Origin of the sequence: Kitasatospora sp. NPDC092948 (genome assembly GCF_044754805.1) — a bacterium.
In the GTDB taxonomy this organism is placed as follows: domain Bacteria; phylum Actinomycetota; class Actinomycetes; order Streptomycetales; family Streptomycetaceae; genus Kitasatospora.
This window is the reverse complement of the sequence record NZ_JBIVPU010000019.1, coordinates 113,894-131,095: the sequence shown is the minus strand read 5'-3', so window position 1 is coordinate 131,095 and position 17,202 is coordinate 113,894. Positions and strand designations below refer to the sequence as shown.

Annotated in this window: 11 protein-coding genes; 3 read left to right on the top strand and 8 right to left on the bottom strand. The window is 72.7% G+C overall.

Going from position 1 to position 17,202, the window contains the following annotated elements:
• Both ACIQF6_RS33615 and ACIQF6_RS33610 read left to right on the top strand, forming a co-directional pair.
• Positions 1-426: aldo/keto reductase (locus ACIQF6_RS33615; RefSeq protein ID WP_400901958.1), on the top strand; the 426-nt coding region annotated here is incomplete at its 5' end.
• A 51-nt stretch (positions 427-477) separates the two neighbouring features.
• Positions 478-897: an SRPBCC family protein gene (locus ACIQF6_RS33610; RefSeq protein WP_400901956.1), complete on the top strand. Its 420-nt coding sequence runs from the start codon at positions 478-480 to the stop codon at positions 895-897.
• 174 nt (positions 898-1,071) lie between these two features.
• Here ACIQF6_RS33610 and ACIQF6_RS33605 read toward each other — a convergent pair whose 3' ends face one another.
• The 8 genes from ACIQF6_RS33605 to ACIQF6_RS33570 all read right to left on the bottom strand — a co-directional run bounded on the left by ACIQF6_RS33605 (position 1,072) and on the right by ACIQF6_RS33570 (position 15,285).
• Complete coding sequence (locus ACIQF6_RS33605) at positions 1,072-8,628, bottom strand: LamG-like jellyroll fold domain-containing protein (RefSeq protein WP_400901966.1); 7,557 nt, start codon at positions 8,626-8,628, stop codon at positions 1,072-1,074.
• 216 nt (positions 8,629-8,844) lie between these two features.
• Positions 8,845-10,956, bottom strand: a complete 2,112-nt coding sequence (locus ACIQF6_RS33600) for a SpoIIE family protein phosphatase (protein WP_400901954.1) — start codon at positions 10,954-10,956, stop codon at positions 8,845-8,847.
• 23 nt (positions 10,957-10,979) lie between these two features.
• Complete coding sequence (locus tag ACIQF6_RS33595; RefSeq protein WP_400901952.1) at positions 10,980-11,126, bottom strand: hypothetical protein; 147 nt, start codon at positions 11,124-11,126, stop codon at positions 10,980-10,982.
• A 183-nt stretch (positions 11,127-11,309) separates the two neighbouring features.
• Entirely contained in the window at positions 11,310-12,059 is a 750-nt protein-coding gene (locus ACIQF6_RS33590; protein ID WP_400901950.1) for a hypothetical protein, read from the bottom strand.
• A gap of 285 nt (positions 12,060-12,344) precedes the next feature.
• Positions 12,345-12,773, bottom strand: coding sequence for a nuclear transport factor 2 family protein (locus ACIQF6_RS33585; protein ID WP_400901948.1), 429 nt, complete (start codon positions 12,771-12,773; stop codon positions 12,345-12,347).
• Positions 12,774-12,795: 22 nt separating this feature from the next.
• On the bottom strand, positions 12,796-13,425 hold the full coding sequence (locus ACIQF6_RS33580) for an isochorismatase family protein (RefSeq protein ID WP_400901946.1): 630 nt from the start codon (positions 13,423-13,425) through the stop codon (positions 12,796-12,798).
• A gap of 357 nt (positions 13,426-13,782) precedes the next feature.
• Complete coding sequence (locus tag ACIQF6_RS33575; protein WP_400901944.1) at positions 13,783-14,499, bottom strand: type 1 glutamine amidotransferase domain-containing protein; 717 nt, start codon at positions 14,497-14,499, stop codon at positions 13,783-13,785.
• Positions 14,500-14,910: 411 nt separating this feature from the next.
• Positions 14,911-15,285 carry an HAD-IA family hydrolase gene (locus ACIQF6_RS33570; protein ID WP_400901942.1) on the bottom strand — a complete coding sequence of 125 codons (375 nt, stop codon included), beginning with the start codon at positions 15,283-15,285 and terminating at the stop codon, positions 14,911-14,913.
• 234 nt (positions 15,286-15,519) lie between these two features.
• Here ACIQF6_RS33570 and ACIQF6_RS33565 point away from each other — a divergent pair, with 234 nt between their 5' ends.
• Positions 15,520-17,010, top strand: a complete 1,491-nt coding sequence (locus tag ACIQF6_RS33565) for a right-handed parallel beta-helix repeat-containing protein (protein WP_400901940.1) — start codon at positions 15,520-15,522, stop codon at positions 17,008-17,010.
• Positions 17,011-17,202 lie beyond the last annotated feature (192 nt).

The window sequence follows — 17,202 nt, the reverse complement described above, 5'->3', positions numbered from 1 at the left end:
CCGCGGCCCGACGGCTTCCTCCTCGCCGGCCGTTACACCCTCCTCGACCACGAGCACGCCCTCCAGCGCCTGCTGCCCCTCGCCCAGGAGCAGGGCGTCGACATGGTCGTCGGCGGCCCCTACAGCTCCGGCGTCCTCGCCGGCGGCACCCACTTCGAATACCAGCCCGCCCCGCAGCACATCCTGGACAAGGTCGCCCGCCTGAAGGACCTCACCGCCGAGCACGGCGTCTCCATCAAGGCCGCCGCCCTCCAGTTCTCCCTCGCCCACCCGGTCTCGGCCGCCGTCATCCCCGGTGCCACCCGGCCCAGCCGCATCGCCGAGGACATCTCCGCCCTGAACGAGACCGTCCCCGCCGCGTTCTGGCACGACCTGCGCGCCGCCGGCCTGGTCGGCCCGGCCGCCCCGCTGCCCACCGGCGCCTGACCCTCCACCTCCGCACACCACCCTCACCGCAGTACAGCAGGAGAAAAGATCATGGCCTCCACCTCCGTCAGCCGCACCGTCCCCGCCACCCCCGAGCAGGTCTGGAACCTCATCGGCGGCTTCGACGCCCTGCCCGACTGGCTGCCCTACATCCCGGAGAGCGTCGCCGTGGAAGGCGGCCGCGTGCGTCAGCTGAAGAACCCCGAGGGCGACGTCATCGTCGAACGCCTCGTGGACTTCAACGAGACCGAGCGGCAGTACAGCTACGCCATCCTCCAGGCACCGTTCCCGGTCGACGGCTACGTCTCCACCATCCGCGTCCACGCCGTCCCTGGCCGCGACGACCTCGCCGAGGTCCAGTGGTCCGGACGCTTCAACCCCGTGAACGCCACCGAACAGCAGGTCGTCGACCTCTTCCACGGCATCTACGCCGACGGCCTCGACGCCCTCCACAGCACCCTCACCGCCTGAGACCCCTTCCACCCGCAAGCCCGGATACGCCCCTCGCGTACCCGGGCTGCCGGTCGTCCCGGTGTCCGGACCCTCCGCCCCTGCCGGCTGTGACAGGGGGTGCCGAGGGCCCGCCCGGGGGTGCGATCGTGACGGCTGGAGTGCCGTGCTGCCCGGCCCCTGCCGGGTGTGGGTTCAGGCCTCCACGCCGTAGTACTGGGCGAGGAAGCCGATCACGTCGGCGGCGTGCGGGAGCAGTTCCGGCAGTTCCCGGGCCAGGGTGGTGCGGGTGGCCTCGGCCAGTTCGGGCAGGCCGGTGGCGGCGGACTTCACGTAGGGGTCGAGGCGGCGGACGAGTTCGTAGTTGCTCTCCACGTCGAGCTGGCGCATGGCCTTCTCCAGCGGCGGCGCGTCGGCCGGGGGGATGTCGGGCAGGACCCGGCTGACGAAGGTCACCCGGTGCAGGACCCGCCAGCACGGCGGTTTGCGGTCCGACTGGCGGGCCTGGCGCAGCGCCGCCGCGTTGGGGTCGTGCCCGTTGTTCAGCCAGGCCGGGTCGACCACCTTGTGGAAGAAGCTGTCGAAGTGCTCGCTGTCCTCGCCGAGGTAGAAGCTGAGGAAGCGGTAGGCGTCCACCTTGCCGGGCACCTTGACGGGGTTTCCGTCCCGGTCGAAGACGGGGTTGCGGTCGCTGTCGTAGCTCTGGAGGTTGCTGCTGGGGGCGACCTCGATCTCCAGCCCGAAGGAGCGGCTGGCTTCCTTGCCGCGGGCCCGGGTGGCGGTCATGCCGCCGCCGACGGAGGCGTCGAGCTGGGCGCCGATGCCGATGCCGGCGATCTGGAAGGAGGTGCCGATGGAGGTGCCGACCGAACCGGAGAGCGAGTACGAGCCGGCGGTGGTCTCGCTGACCACGTCGGTGGTCTCGGTGGTCTCGGCGAAGAAGCCGCCGGCGGCCGTCCACACGTAGGTGTTGACCAGATCGCGGCGGGAGAAGCCCTGCCCGGTGGCGCTGTCGGTGGCGTCCCGGCCGCGGGCCGGGGCGGCGTCCGCGCCGATCGCACCGCCGAGCACCCGGCCGGCCTTCTGGGCGAGCGGATCGGGGGAGTGGGTCTCGGTGGAGACGCTGTCGTAGTAGCTGTGCAGCCGCTGCTGGTCGCGCTGGATGCGGCGCTTGAGCGCGTACGCCTCGCGGGGCTTGAAGTAGCTGTACTCGCCGCGCTCGAGGCCGCCCCGGTAGTCGGGGTCGGCGACCTTGCCGCGCTCGTCGAAGCCGACGGTGCCGTCCAGGGTGCCCTGCTTGGTGTAGCGGGGGTTGATCGGGAACGGGACGACGTTCCAGTCCTTCGGGATGTCGGGGTTGGGCTGGATCCGGTAGGCCACCAGGGCCCCGCTGTGCGCCAGGCGCAGGGCGAAGACGTCGGCGGTCTGGGACTGCACGACGGCGAAGCCGGTGTTGGCGGGGACGTAGCGGCGTCCGGCGGTGGGGTTGAGTACCTTGCCCGGGTCCTCCCAGTGGCCGGTGAGCGAGACCTTGGTGGTGCGGGCGGTGTTCTCGCCCTGGGAGACGGCGGTGTCCTCGGCCCAGCTGTTGGAGAACTCCAGGTTGCCGCGCACGCTCGCCGAGACCCCGCCCTTGGCGATGGACTTGGCGATGCCGAAGCCGAGCGGGGCGGTGATCATCCAGACGTCGACGTCCACCTCGTTGGAGAGCGCGAACCCGAAGGCGGCGTCCACGCTGCGTTCCTTGGCGGAGGAGAGCGAGCGGACGACCTGTTCGGCCTCGGTGAGCTTGACCGTGGCGGCGCCCTCGAAAGTGTCGCTGCCGGGGTCGGTGAGCCCTGCGGTGAGGTTCTCCGAGGGGATCGGCGGGGCGCCCTCGACGTAGCCGATCAGCTGGGGGTCGAACTGGACCTGGCTGACCCACTCGCTGACGAGCTCGCCGACCTTGTAGCCGGTGATCAGGTGCCAGCGGCCGTCCTGGAGGTAGCTGTAGGCGCGCTTGAGCACGCCGAACGCCTCGCCGCGCGAGCCGTACTGCATGTCGGCGTACTCGGCGACCGCCGGGGCGGCGGAGATGCTCTGGTGGAACGGGGTGCGCAGGCCGGCCAGGGCCGAGCGGACCTGGGCGGCGTCGTTGGAGACCGGGGCGCTGGACAGGACGGTGCGCGGGCGGGTGGCTTCGGGGCCGAAGTCGAGGTGGTTGCCGCGCAGGCCCTCGTCGCGAACCTGGGCGGCACTCGCCTCGGTGGAGTCTCGGTCGAACGGCCAGTAGGCGACCAGGTCCTCCTTCTCGCCCTTGAGCCGGGTGAACAGGTTGTCCAGCAGCTGCTCGTGGGTGCGGGCGGTGCGCCAGATCCGCACCTCCTCCAGCACGCCGTCGAACGCCTCGGCGGGCTTGCCGCCCTTGAGCACGGCGCCCAGGGACAGCTGCGGGTCGCCGCTCTCGGCGAAGGCGGCGGTGTCGGGCAGGCCCGGGGTGCCGGCCGGGTCGCAGGCGACCGCGACGCCGTTGCGGTGGAGCCGGAAGACGCTGCCCTGCGGGTCGGGGTTGCGCATCCAGCGGGCGCCGCGCAGCCGGGCCGGGTGCGAGCCGGTGGCGTCGGCCGTGGTGCCGCCGGCGTTCTCCTCGAAGCGCCAGTGCGCGACCAGGCCGCGGTCGCGGGCGGTGACGGCGGTGCCGAGCCGGGCGGCGTCCCGGGCGGCGCCCCAGATCCGGACCTCGGCGAGCACGCCGGTCAGCTGCTGGACGGCGGCGCCCTCGCGGGCCCGGCCGAGCTCCAGCGGCGCGTCGTTGCCGCGCGGGCCGGGGCCCTCGTAGCGGGCGGCGCCGATCTCCCGGCCGTCCAGGTGGAAGCGGATGTCCTGCCACTCGCGGACGGCGAGCGACTCGACCATCTCGACGCTCTGGGTGACGGGCTTGCCGTCGGCGCCGACGGCGGTGATCTGCTTGGTGCCCTTCTGTTCCTGCATCGAGCGGCCGCCCTTGCGGACGACGGCGATGCGGTGGAACCGGCCGGCCTGCACTCCCTCGGTGGAGGTGAAGCGCACGGCCCGGCCGTCGGGCTCCTCGAACGCGAACTCCAGCCGCCCGTCCGGCAGTACGGCCAGGCGGTACGGCACGCTGCCGCCGACGCCGTCGGCGGTGCGGCCCTTGGAGAGCAGGCCCTGGGTCTCGCCGAGACGGTCGACGCGGGCGAACACCTCCAGAGTCAGATCGTCGGCGATGTCCAGCGCGTCGTCGTCCGGCACTTCCAGGTACGCGTCACCGGTCAACTCGACGGCCCAGGACTGCTGGTAGGCCAGGGCGAGGTGGCTCCACTCGCGCAGCGGGAAGGTCTCCCGGCTGACCACCCGGCGGTCGCCGACATGCGCGACGACGCGGAAGCCGCCGTCGGCGATCGGCGCGCGGGCCGGGGCGGGAGTCGGCATGCCGCGCAGTTCGGCGTGGCGGTTGTTGCCCGAGCGGTCGGCCAGCACGGCCTGCGTGCCGGGGGCCGGCGCCGTGTACGTCCAGTAGCCGAGCAGGCCGGACTCGGAGCCGCTCAGCCGGCGCCCCTGGTCGGCCCGGAGCTCGTCGCCGCCGCGGGCCTTGGACCAGAGCCGGACCTCGTCGATCCGGAGGGAGGCGAACTTGCCGGGCTGGCACGGCACCGAGCCCAGTGACAGCCGTCCCTGTCCGCGGTACGCGGCGTTGGCGGTGCGCCGGGCGATCTCCTGGCCGTCCAGGTAGATCACCTGCTGGAGGGTCTCGCGCTGGAAGACGCACGCCCAGTGGTGCCACTTGGTGTCACCGAAGGGCTTGGCGCTGTCCAGGTCGTCGCCGTAGAACGCGAAGGTGAAGCGGCCGTTCCTGCGGAAGCCGATGTGCAGGCTCTCGTTGTCCCGCCCCTGGTCGCCGCTGTGGCCGAGGACGTAGTGGTCCCGGTCGTCGATCATGGTGCGCTGGGCCCAGAACTCCACCGTGAAGTCGCCGTCCCCGAACCCGAAGGCCCCGGGCACCACGGCCGCGTCGTCCACACCGTCGAAGACCAGCCCGGAGACGGCCGCGGTGCCGAGCAGGCCGAGGCCGTACGGGGTGTCGCCCGGGTTGGCGTGCAGCAGCCGCACCGGGCCCTCGGCCCGCTCCGGGTTGATCCAGGTCTCCAGGGTGAGGTCCCCCGGGGTCGCGACGCGGGGGAGCTGCCCGGCGGGCAGGGCGAGGAAGCGGCCCTTGCCGTCGAAGGCGTAGGCACGGCCCGGCATGTCGGCCCGCCAGCGCCCGCCGTGGCCGCGCACCAGGCCGTCCGCGCTGCCCAGCGGCAGCTCGGCCGGGCCGCCCGGGTCGACGGTGATCAGCCGGGAGCCTTCGGCGAGCGTGCTGCCGGGCTGCGAGGAGGTGGACCAGCGGTGGTCGTAACGCACCCGCTGGACGCTCATCCCGGGCTTCAGCAACGTCAGTTCCGCGCCCGTGCCCAGGCGCAGCGACTTCGACCCGGTGGGGTGGCTGCCGTCGAAGCGGAAGCCGTGGCCGCCGACCGTCACGAAGCCGGGGCCGGCCAGCGGGGCGAGGGTGCCCTCGGTGAACTGCACGACGTCGCCGTCGATGCGCAGCACCGTGCCGATCGTGACGGGCTGCTCGGCCGCGCCGTTCACCACGGCGGCGAAGTCCTCGGCCCGGCGGGGCAGATGGAGCCACCGTTCGGTCTGCCCGTTGTGCTTGATCGTCAGGGAGACCTGCGCCGGGGTGTCCCCCTCCGCGATGCCGATCTCGGTGGCGGCGAGATCGGTGGCCGCGTCCCGGGCCGTGAAGGAGACCGTCCGCTCGCCGTCGGCCAGCAGCCGGGAGGAGCGCAGCACCTGGGTGTCGTAGTAGGCGGCGAAGAACTGGCCGTTGGCGCCCCGGAAGTAGAGCACGACGTTGCCGGTGGCGCTGTCCAGCAGGAACGGGCGGTCGGCGGCGCGGGCGAAGCCCAGCAGCGCGCCGGAGCCGCTCAGGCCGGTGCGATCGACAGTGAGCTGCGGCACCGGCAGGGCGATGTCGTCGGAGCCGCGCACCCCGCCGGTGAGCCGGCCCAGCTCGTCCTGCTTGGCGGCGAGCGCGGCCTGTTGGGCGGCCAGGTCGCGGCGCAGCTGGGCGAGGCGGTCCCGCTTGAGGCCGAGGAGCTCCAGGCGCTGGGCGAAGTCGGAGATCTGCTGGTTCAACCGTTCGGTGACGGCGTTGGACTTCAGCGAGTTGGCGATCCGTTCCAGGATCAGGATGCTCTCGCCTGAGGCGTTCACCGTCGCGTACTCGTACTGCACGATGCGGTCGCCCTGGCTGTCCCGGGCCGCGATCGGCTTCCGGCTGTGGCGGGGCACCAGGCTGTTGCCGTTCCAGGTGTCGAGCGCGAACTGGGTGGCGGCGTTGTCGGCCTCCCGGGAGTACTGGATCAGGGGGCCGCCGTTGTCCATGGAACGGCCTTCGACGTTCAGGTCGTGCCCGGAGTTGATGTTCTTGACGAAGTAGCAGGGGAAGCCGTTGAAGGCGGTGCCGGCCGACTCGAAAGTCCAGAGCGTCGACGAGGCCTGCTTGTTTGCGGTGCGAACGATCGGGGCGACGCGGTCCTTGCTGTCGCCGTTCACGGCGAGGTACTGGTCCTTGCCGTCCCGTTGCAGTTTGAACCGCAGCCGGTAGTTCCAGTTGGTGACGTCGTCCTCCAGCGCGGCGCGTGCCTGGGCGTGCTGGCGTTCGACGTCCGGGAGTTCGGCGGTCTCGGTCTGGAGGCGGGTGATCTCGGCCTCGGTGGCGGAGACGTCCCGCGCCAGCTTGGCCACCTGGGCGTCCACCGCGCTCGCCGCGTCCACGTTTCCGCTGGACTCCGGGGCGGCCAGCACCGGCAGGGCCACCTCCTCCGGGAGCTGCGCCAGCCGGCCGTCCCGGCCGACCCCCAGGTCCAGGGTGGCGACGTACGCCTCGTCGGTGGCCTTGCCGGTCACCGGGTCGGGCCCGTCGGTGGCGCAGGCCAGCAGCACCCTGGCCTGGCGCTTGACCGGCTTGGCCGTCCGGTCGTAGCCGGCCGGCGAGGCCTCCTGCTGGTGGTGCAGCAGGGCGGACAGGCCGGAGACGACCCGGCGTCCGGTGAGGGCGAAGCTGCTGCGGCTCACCCCGGGGTTCTCGCCGATGGGGGCGTCGGAGGCGACCCAGGCAGGGCCGCCGTTCAGGGCGGCGTGCCGGGCGTGGTCGGTCTGGTCGTGCAGGGTGGTGCCGCGGCCCTCGTCGAAGCGGAAGTAGGCGGCCAGGCCGGGCTCGTTGCCGATCAGGCGGCGGCCGCGGTCGGCGGCGATCTCCGCAGCGCCACGGGGGCGGTGCCAGATCCGCACCTCGTCCAGCTCGCCGCGGCCGTACGCGCGGATGGCCCGCCCGAGGGTGAACGGGCCGGTGCCCGCGTAGGGTGCGGTGGCGGTGCGGCGGCCGACTTCGACGCCGTCGCGGTAGACGATCTGCTCCCGGGTGCCCCGGACGAAGACGCAGGCCCAGTGGTGCCAGTCGCTGTCCGTGGTGCGCTGCGGAACGTTCAGGTCGTCGCTGTAGAAGGCGAAGGCGAAGGTGTCGTCCGCGCGGAAGCCGATGTGCAGGGTGCCCCGCTGCACTCCGGCGGGATCACCGTGGCCGATCAGGAAGTCCGTCCGGCTGCCGGTGGCGGTGCGGCGGGCCCAGAACTCCACGGTGAAGTCACGGTCGGCCAGGTCGAGGGCGCCGCCCGGCAGTTCGGCGAGGTCGTCGACGCCGTCGAAGCGCAGCGCCGTCCCGGCCCGGTCGCCCTCCTCCTCGGCGGGCACCAGCGGGCGGCCGGTGAACGGGCAGCTGCCGGGCGCGCTCTCGTAGACCGCGCTGCGGTAGCGCGGGTCGGGGCTGGTCCAGGCCTGGGTGCCCTGGGTGTTGAACAGGCCGTCGCGGCTGCGCTCGACGCTGAAGGCGTCGATCCGGCCGGTGGCGTCGTTGTGCGCGAAGATCTGCCAGCGCTCGCGGCCGTGCACGGCGGTGGGCACCAGCAGGGCCGTGAAGCGGCCGGCGGAGAGGTTCCGGACGAAGGACAGCTCCTGGGTCGGCTCGACGAACGGCAGCCCCTCCATATCCTGGGTGCCGAGGCTGTCCTTGGCGGAGTCCGGGCGGCCCTTGTGCCGGCTGCGCCGGTAGCGGACCTCCAGCACCGGCTTCAACTCGCCGCCGGCCAGCACGAACCGGTCGCACAGCAGGGTCGCGTCGACCACCGGGACCTTGCCCCCGCCGTCCTTGGCCAGGTAGTCGCCGCGGGCCGGGTCGGCGGAGGAGCCGGTGCCGTCGGCGAGCCGGAACACCGCGTCCGCGGGGTCGGCCCGGACGGACTGGCGCAGCACGTAGACGTGCGTGCCGTCGGAGACGACGTGGAACGGGGCGGCGGCGCCGAGCCGGGCGGTGCTGGACAGGAACCCGTCCAGCTCCTCCTCGCCGAGCCGCTCCGCCGCGTCCGCCTCCACCCGGCCGCCGCGCTTGACCACGGGCATCCGCACCGAGCCCGCCACCGCGTAGCCGACCCGGGCCACCTCGGTCGGGAAGCGCAGCGGCAGCGGATCCTCCGACCAGTACGCCGCGTCCGCCTCGCCCTTCGCCTCGTCGTGCTGCGACAGATCCAGCACGCTGTAGACGATCCGCCGCCGGTCGTCCATCGCGAACGCGACCGTACTGCCCTGATGCCGCACGGTCGTGGTGTGCACGTAGGCGCGGTCGCTGTAGACCTTCGCCAGGTGCTGCATCTCCGTCAAGCCCGACACCTCACTGCCCGGGGGCCGCGTCCCGACAACCCCACGATCAACACGGAACGCGGCCACGGTTTCACCGTGCGTGATGATCGAGCAAGGCATTTTTCCGCCAGGACACCTCGCCGAATCGCGCCACGCACGGGATCGCCGCAGGTCACCCACCCCGCCACCGCCGCCGGATTCACCCGATCGAGTGAGACTGAGGGTGGCTCAGACCGGGCGGCAGCCGGCCAGCAGGACCGCGACGTCGTCCCGGGCCGGACCGGTCTCCGCGAGGCCGACGACGCGGTCGGCCAACGCCTCGAGCGCCGACCGGACATCGGCGTCGCCCCCGGACAGCGCCCGTGCGGCGGCGGCGAGTTCCGCCGTCAACCGGGCCATCGCGGTGTCGTACGGGACGCCGGGCCGCTCGACCAGCCCGTCGGTGAACAGCACCAGCGCCTCCCCGGGCTCGAACGGCACCACCTGGGCCGGATACCGCTCGTCGGGATCGACGCCCAGCACCAGGCCGCCGGCGACCGCGAGCACCCGACAGGAGCCGTCCGCGGCCAGCAGCAACGGATCCGGGTGACCCGCCCGGACGACCGTGGCACGGCGGGCCGCCGGGTCGAGCTCCGCGTAGCAGGCGGTCGCGAGCAGCTCCGTCTCCAGGTCGCACAGCATCCGGTTGGTGTGCGCGACCACGTCCGACGGGCCGTGCCCCTCGGACGCGTACGCGCGAACGGCGGTGCGCATCTGACCCATCACGGCCGCGGCGCGGGCGTTGTGGCCCTGCACGTCGCCGACCACCACGCCGGTACGGCTGCCGGGGAGCGGAATGACGTCGTACCAGTCCCCGCCGACGTTGAGGCTGTCGGTGCCGGGCAGGTAGCGGACCGCCACCACCGTCCCCGCCGCCGGGCGGAGGCTGCGCGGCAGCATCATCTCCTGGAGATCGGACATCCTGCGCTCGTTCTCCTCCACCAGCTGCGCCCGGGCCAGCGACTGCGCCAGGATGCCGGTCAGGCCCTCCAACTGGCTGCGCTGCTCGTCGTCGAACCGCTGCGGGGCGGTGTACGACAGCGTGCACGTGCCGACCGGGCCCATCGCCGTGCTGAGCGGGACGATGGCCCACGCCCGGTGCTTCGGCGCGGGACGCAGCCCCCGCTCGGGGTAGGCCGCGAGGTACTCCCCGGGGGTGCGGATGAACTGGGTGACGCCGCTGCGCAGCGCGGTCGAGAGCGGCGCGGCGGCCTCGGCGGCGGACAACCGCTCCAGGGCCTCGGGCGGGTAGCCGCGCGCCGCCGCCAGGGTGAGCCGGCCGTCGTCGTACAGGTGGATGGCCAGTGCGCCGCAGGCCAGCTGCGGCAGGACGGTGTCGACCATGACGTCCGCGACGTCGTGCACGTGCAGCGCCCCCGCGAAGCCCGCCGTCGCGGACCTGGTCAGCTGCCGGCGCTCCTCGTCGACCGTGCAGTCCCGCACCACTCCCGCCACCGCCAGCGGCCCGCCCCGGCCGTCGAAGCGGACCTTTCCCCTGGCCTCCACCCAGCGGACGGCGCCGTCGGGCCGGACCACGCGGTGCCGGGCGGTGTAGTCGCCGCCGCGGAACGCCGTCCGGACGGCGGCGTCGACCACGACCCGGTCCTCGGGATGGACCGCGCCGGTGAAGTCGGAGATCCGGCCGCGGACGACCCGCGGGTCGCGGCCGAAGATCCGGCAGGTGCGTTCGTCCCAGATCAGCGTCCCGGTCTGGACGAACCACTCGAAGGTGCCGAAGTCGGCGCTGGTCATGGCCTGTTCGAGGCGGCTGTGCCGGTGGTCGACCCGCAGCAGTCCGGTCCGGGACGCGAGCGGGGCGGCCGCCGGGGCGAGGCGGGTGCGCACGGTGGCGTGGTGCGCGCACACGGTGGCCAGCGCGGCCATCGTGGTCCGGTCGGCCGGCGACGGGGCGTCGGTGGTCCCGAGTTCGAGCAGGAGCGCTCCGGCGCACCGGCCGTCGACCATGAGCGGAAACGCGGCGAACGAGACGTGCGAGGCGCGTGCTTCCGTCCCGGTGGCGGCGACCGTCGCCGCGCTCTGGTGCACCGGCCGCTGTTCCCGGGCGGCGATGGCGACCGGGTAGGGGGAGTCGGGCGGGAGCGTGCGGTAGGCGTCCGCGTCGGCCCGGTCGTAGCCCTGGGCGGCGCCGAGTTCGAGCCAGCCGTCCGGTTCGGTCAGGTACACCATGCTCGCGGTCGCGCCGACCCGGTCCAGGACGGGCCCGGCGGCCTTCAGCAGCTCGTCCAGGTCCGGCGCGCCGAGCAGTTCGGCGACCTGGGCCAGTGCGTCGTCCGTTGCCATGGAGCCACCTCGCCGCGGGTACCTCAGGCGGTGCCGGCGCGGCAGGCGCTGCCCCCGCCGGCGGTGCCGGTCTCCAGGACCGCGGCGGCGAAGAACGGCGGGAGACAGCCGAACCCGAGGCCGACCGGCCCCGGAACGGCCCGGAACAGGGCGCTGACCTCGTCATTCATCGGGCGACCTTGTCGTTCATCGGGCCTCCTCGGTGGCACCTCGCCCTCATCCTCGTTCCGGTCCGGTCGAGGTGCCACCGGGGGCTGACGGCCCGATCCGGCCGTCCGGAGGCACGCCCGGGGCCGCGGCGACGAGCCGGCGCAGCGGGGCCGGGGCCTCGGCGGTCGGTCAGCTGCGGTCGGTCAGCTGCTGGCGGGCGCGTGCGCGGTCAGGAAGGCGCGAACGTCCGGGAGAGCGCCGTCGTTGAGCAGCAGGTAGCCGTGGTTGCTGCCGGGGTAGGTCTTGAGCTGCTTGACGGGGGCGACGGCCGTGTCGTGGAGCCCCTTGGCGAACTCGGGGTAGCGGCCGTCGCCTTCCTCGGCGGCGAAGAAGGTCGGGACGATGCCGGTGAGGACGGCCTTGGTGGCGCCGGACGCGCCGCGGGCGGTCTCGGGCGAGCTGAGCGAGACCACGGCCTTGATCGGCAGCGGTGCCGTCGCCTGGTCGGCGGCGGCCTCCAGCGAGGCGCTCGCCCCGTCGGACGCGCCGACCAGGGCGACCGAGGTGACGCCCTTCGACTTGAGCAGGCCGATCGCGGCCCGCACGTCGGACGCCCCGCCGCCGTTGACCATCCAGCCGACCACCGCGTACCCGGCGGCGGTGAACTCGGCGTAGTGCGGCTGCCAGTCGCACAGCGAGCCGCCCGCCTGGGGCGCGAACACCACGCCGACGGTGGCCTTGCCCGCGTCCGAATCCTGGTAGTACGCGCCGACGTCACCGCCCTCGACGGGCAGCCGGGTGGATCCGGCGGTCGCCTGCTCGGCGGTCAGGCACCCGAAGGTGTCGGCCTTCGCGGCGGGGGCGGCCTCGGGCTTCGGATCGGAGCTGCATCCGGTGGCGGCGAGCAGCAGGACTGCGGCGAGCCCGGCTGCGGGCATGGCGAAGCGCTTCACGTGTGTGTTCTCCCGTGGGGGTGGGGCCGCGAACGAGCCCGGCCCCGTGGATGTGATCGGAATCTACGGAGGTCCCGGGGAACCCGTCAATGGTCTGTACCAAAGCGTGAGGTTCGGTCACATACCAGCGCTCGCAACGAAGTTGACGCAGGTCGGGCCGAGGATGCCGCAGCTCGGGCCGGGCCGTTGCGAAGCCGACTGTCCCCGCCCGGCCGGCCTCGACCGGTGCACTGCTGCCCGCACCGGCCCGGACCTGTGGTCGTTTCCGGCGCGCCCGGCGGCGGTTCAGCCGGGGTAGTCGATGGAGTTCAGGGCGAGGTCGTCCATCACGCGTTCCCTGAAGAGCCACCTGCCGCCGACGCGGGCCACCCGGTCGTTGAACCGGCTGTAGGACGCGACGTGCGGTGTCTGGGTGCGCGGCTCGAACGCGGCGATCACCAGCATGTAGCTCCAGACCGTCGCCGTGTCCCCGTCGACCTCGGTGATGATCGTGTTGGTGCTCATATGCCGATTGCCGACGCGGCTCGGGCCGTAGTCGTCGAGCCACTGCGCGAGCGCCGCGCGGCCGGTCGTCGTCCCCGTGTAGTTGGTGAGGCTGCCGTCCTCGGTGAAGGTGGCGCCGAAGCCCTGGAGATCGCCCTCGTCGACGGCTTTCCAGTAGCGGGCCAGCAGTTCGTGGATCTCGAAGCGGTCGGCGGCGGTGATGGCGGACATGGACGTGCTCCCTGTTCGAGGGCTACCTGAGGTTTCCACGGGCGTAGGCGGCGAAGACGCCCTCGCTGCCCATGGCGTCGAAGAAGGCCGCGGCGTGCTCGCTCTGCCAGCTGCCGAGCAGTCGGGTCATCGCCGGAACGACGGTGAGCAGCTCCGCCCCGGCCGCCTGCATGGCGTCGCGGCTGTTGACGGCGGCGGTGCGCGTGCCGGCGGCCGACACGTCGAGCAGGACACCGACGCCGAAGCCGTCCTCGATCGCCGACAGGACCGGCGGCACCAGGCACACCTCGGTCGTCAGGCCGCCGACGAGAAGGTTCCCCCGACCGGTCGCCCGGACGGCCCCGACGAACGCCGGGTCGTCCCACGCGTTGATGACGCCCGCACGGCGCACCCGGCCGGCGTACTCGGTGGGCACCAGGGCTTCGAGGTCGGGAAGGAGCCGGCCCTGCTGCTGCTCCTCCAGGCTGCTGGTCAGAACGACGGGAATACCCACCGCCGCCGCGAACCTCACCACCGTGCGCACCCACATCCGCAGCTGCTCGCGCTCGTCCTCGCCGGCAAGCTCGCCGGCCCACGCGATGGTGCCGACCTGGTGGTCGATCAGGACGAGCGCGGTGTCGTCGACGGTGAGCGGGAGTCGGAGCGCGGTCATGACACCGGCAACCTGCTGGGCCGATCCCGGTCGATTCCGGTCGGCTCCGCCCGGGCTGGTGCGTTTGCGCTCATGCGCACACGCTAGGCGACAGTCACCGATTGTGCTCGGTGCGGCACCTGTCGTCACCGCCTGTGAGCGGCCCGACGGGCGAACGTCGTACCGGCCAGGGCAGGCGCCGCCGCGGTGGTCGGGGTTCTTCGTCGGCCATCGGGCCTCCCGGTGTCCGGATCGTCCCGTCCATCTGCTGCCCCACCGCCGTCCTGCGCTCGGACGCCTGACGCGTCGTCACGGGTGGGTCGGGCCCGAGCGCACGCGCCGGGATCCCCGGCAGGCCACTGCGGCAGGGCTTCGCCGCTACGGGGCCCGGTGGGCGAGGTCGGCCACGAGCTGGTTCGCGAGACGCTCGGAGGAGGCCGGGTTCTGGACGGTGTACAGGTTGCGGTCGACCACCACGAACGGCATCAGCGGCAGGCGCGCCTTGACGTAGCGTGCGCCCTTCTCGCGCAGGCGGTCCTCGACCAGCCACGCGGCCTTCCAACCGAAGGTGTTGAGCTTCTCCTCGACGTCGGACAGCGCCGTCATCCGGTACCCGACGAACGGCCACGAGCCGTCCTCGTTCTCGGCCGCCAGCGCGGCGGCCGGAGCGTGGCAGAGCAGCGCCAGCGGCTTGCCGGAACGCAGCGCCCCGGTGAGCAGCGCGCCCGAGACCGGATCGACGGCCAGGTCCTCCATCGGGCCGTGGCCCCCGGGGTAGAACACCACGTCGTACTCGTCCGGGTCGATCTCGGCCAGCCTGCCGGGGGTGTCCAGCTGGGCCTTGATCGACTCCAGATAGCGGGCGACCTCACGCAGCCTGCTCGGGCGGCCGGCGGTGAACGACATGCTCAGCCGGTCGAGCGTCGGTGCCTTCCCGTCCGGGGTCGCGATCGTGATCTCCCACCCGGCCGCAGCGAAGACCTTGTGCGGCACCGCCAACTCCTCGCCCCAGAACCCCGAGGGGTGGGCCGTCCCGTCCCGCAGCGTCCAGCGATCGGCCGCCGACACCACGAACAGGACCCTGGTCCTCGCCATCCCTGCCTCCCAGCCGGCCGTTCCGCCCCCGGACGGGATCGACGCTACGGCGAGGCGGCCGCCCCGGCGACCCGCTGCGGGGGGTCCGTTGGCCTCGGCGGGGAAGCCGATCACGTCGGCGGCGTGCGGGAGGGGCTCCGCCGGCTCCCGGCCCGGCGTCGTGCGGGCGGCCTCGGCCGGCCCGGGCGGGCTCGCCGCCGGCGGGTTCGCCCGGTCGAGCCGTAAAGCTGTTGGGACGCGGGTGACGAGAAAGTGCGCACGCGAGCCATTGAGCCCGGCGTCAAAAGACCCGAGGCGCCGTTGGATACGCCGTGGGGCAGACCTGCTGCGGCCCGGGGGCGTATCGGTCGGTGGGATTCCTCGTCCCCGCCGGCGATCAGGGTCGGACGGACACGCGCCGGGCCTGACCGATCAGCCCCGGGAGTTTCGGCCATGTCCTTGAAGACCACCGTCCCAGGCCCCTCGAGCCATTCCGCCGGCGTCAGGCCAGAAGGTGCGCATGCCCGCGGCGCGGGCGGCCGCGACGCCGTACCTGCTGTCCTCGACGACGACGCACCGGCAGGGGTGCACGTTCATCCTGGAGGCGGCGTGCAGGAACAGGTTCGGGGCGGGCTTGCCGTCGGAGACCTCGCTCGCACTGAAGATCCGCCGCTCGAAGCGTGGGTGGAACGCCGGTATGGCTCGGCGCGGCGTGGGGCGAAGCCGCTCGTGGCTGCTGCTCGAGGCGACACGGGTGGGAAGGCTGATCATGTCGAGGGCCTCCACGATGTTTTCCTCCCATGTCATCGTCTTCGCCTTGCCGTGGCGCGGCGTCGTTCGCGGTCGCCATGGCGGGTTCGGGCCGGGGGCGGATCGGCGGGCCGGGACCGGTGCTTCGGGGTGGCCTTCGAGGTGGTGCGGCGTTTCGTGCAGTGGGCAGTTGGTGCGGCGGTGGTCGAAGTTGGCTGTGCGGGCGAGTGGGGAATGGCCGTCCGGCGTGTTGATGGGACGTTGGGTCGGGCCGCCGATACCTTCCAGGCCATGCGTCTACGAACCACCGTGCTGGCCGTGACCTTGGCTGCGACCGCCGCCCCCACGGCAAACGCCGCCCCCGCCGCTACCTACTACCTCGACTGCCAGAGCGGCGCCGTCGGCGCCACCGGCACCTCACCCGCCGCGCCCTGGCGCACCCTCGCCGAGGCCAACGCCCACACCTACGGCCCCGGTGAGAGTCTTCTCCTCAAACGCGGGACGAGGTGCGAAGGCGTCCTCGCGCCCAAGGGGAAGGGGGCGGACGGGGCGCCCGTCCTGATCGACGCCTACGGGAGATCGAGCGACGGCAAGCCGCGCATCGAGGGCGGGGGAGCCCGCGCCGCGCTCCTCCTCACCAACACCGAGCAGTGGGAGATCCGCAGCCTGGACCTCTCCAACACCGGTCCCGACACCACCACCGACCGCCGCGCGGGCCTCTACGTCGAGCTCACCGACTACGGTGTCGCCCACCACTTCGTCGTCGAGGACATCGACGTCCACGATGTCAAAGGGGCCGAGTTCAAGGACCCGGACCCGAGCGGGGGGATCCTCTTCGCCGTGAAGGGGTCCAAGACCCCCACCCGGTTCGACGACCTCAGGGTCGGCCACTCCACCGTCCGCCACGTCGACCGCACTGGCATCGCCAACACCTCCACCTGGACGCGCGCTGCCGGGGCCGCGCAGATCCAGTCCACCGGCGTCGTGTTCACGGACAACGACGTGTACGACGTCGGGGGCGACGGCATCGTCGTGCTGACGTCGCGCGGCGCCCTCGTCGAGCGCAACTACGTCAACGGCTTCAACATGCGGTCGAACGACTACAGCGCCGGCATCTGGGCCTGGGACTCCGACGATGTGCTGTACCAGTACAACGAGGTCACCGGAGGCCACGGGACGAAGGACTCCATGGCGTACGACATCGACGGCGGCAACAACCGCAACGTCTACCGGTACAACTTCAGCCACGACAACGAGGGCGGATTCCTGCTCGTCTGCAACGCCAAGGACATGGTGAGCGACGGGAACCGCGTCCACGACAACATCAGCATCAATGACCGCAACACGTCCACGCCCTATGGCGTCGTCTCGGTCGTGTGCGGAGGCGTGACCACCGACACTCGCGTCTACCGCAACACCATCGTCACCAACCGGTCCGACACCGCGCTCGTTTTTGACAACGGCCCCACCGGCGTCACCTTCGAGGACAACGTGTTCGTGGGTGCAGCCGGCGGTCAGGGCTCCCCCATCCACGACACCGTCAGCACCTATCACAACAACCTCTACTGGCACACCGATCAGCCACGTGACACCGCGGGCGTCCGCGCCGACCCGCTGTTCAGGACCGCCGTGTCGGCCACCCCCGACGACGTGCGCCTGAAGAGCGGCTCGCCCGCGCACGGGGCCGGGTCCGTGAAACCGGGCGCGGACGGGACCGTGAACGACTACTTCGGGAGCCCGATCCCGAACCCGCCCAACATCGGTGCGGATCAAGGCGACTGAGCGGAGAACGAGCGGCTCGGGCGGACCGCGTCCGCGGGTAGCCGAGGCTGCCGCACCGGCTTGTCCGCGATCTTGCGGTACTTCCGTGCCCACCGGGACGGCGCAGGCGGATCGGCCCTCATCCGGCCGTTGCTCCGGCCGGAACCGCGCCGCAGTACTACGACGACGCGCTCGGGGCGGGCCCAAGAATCC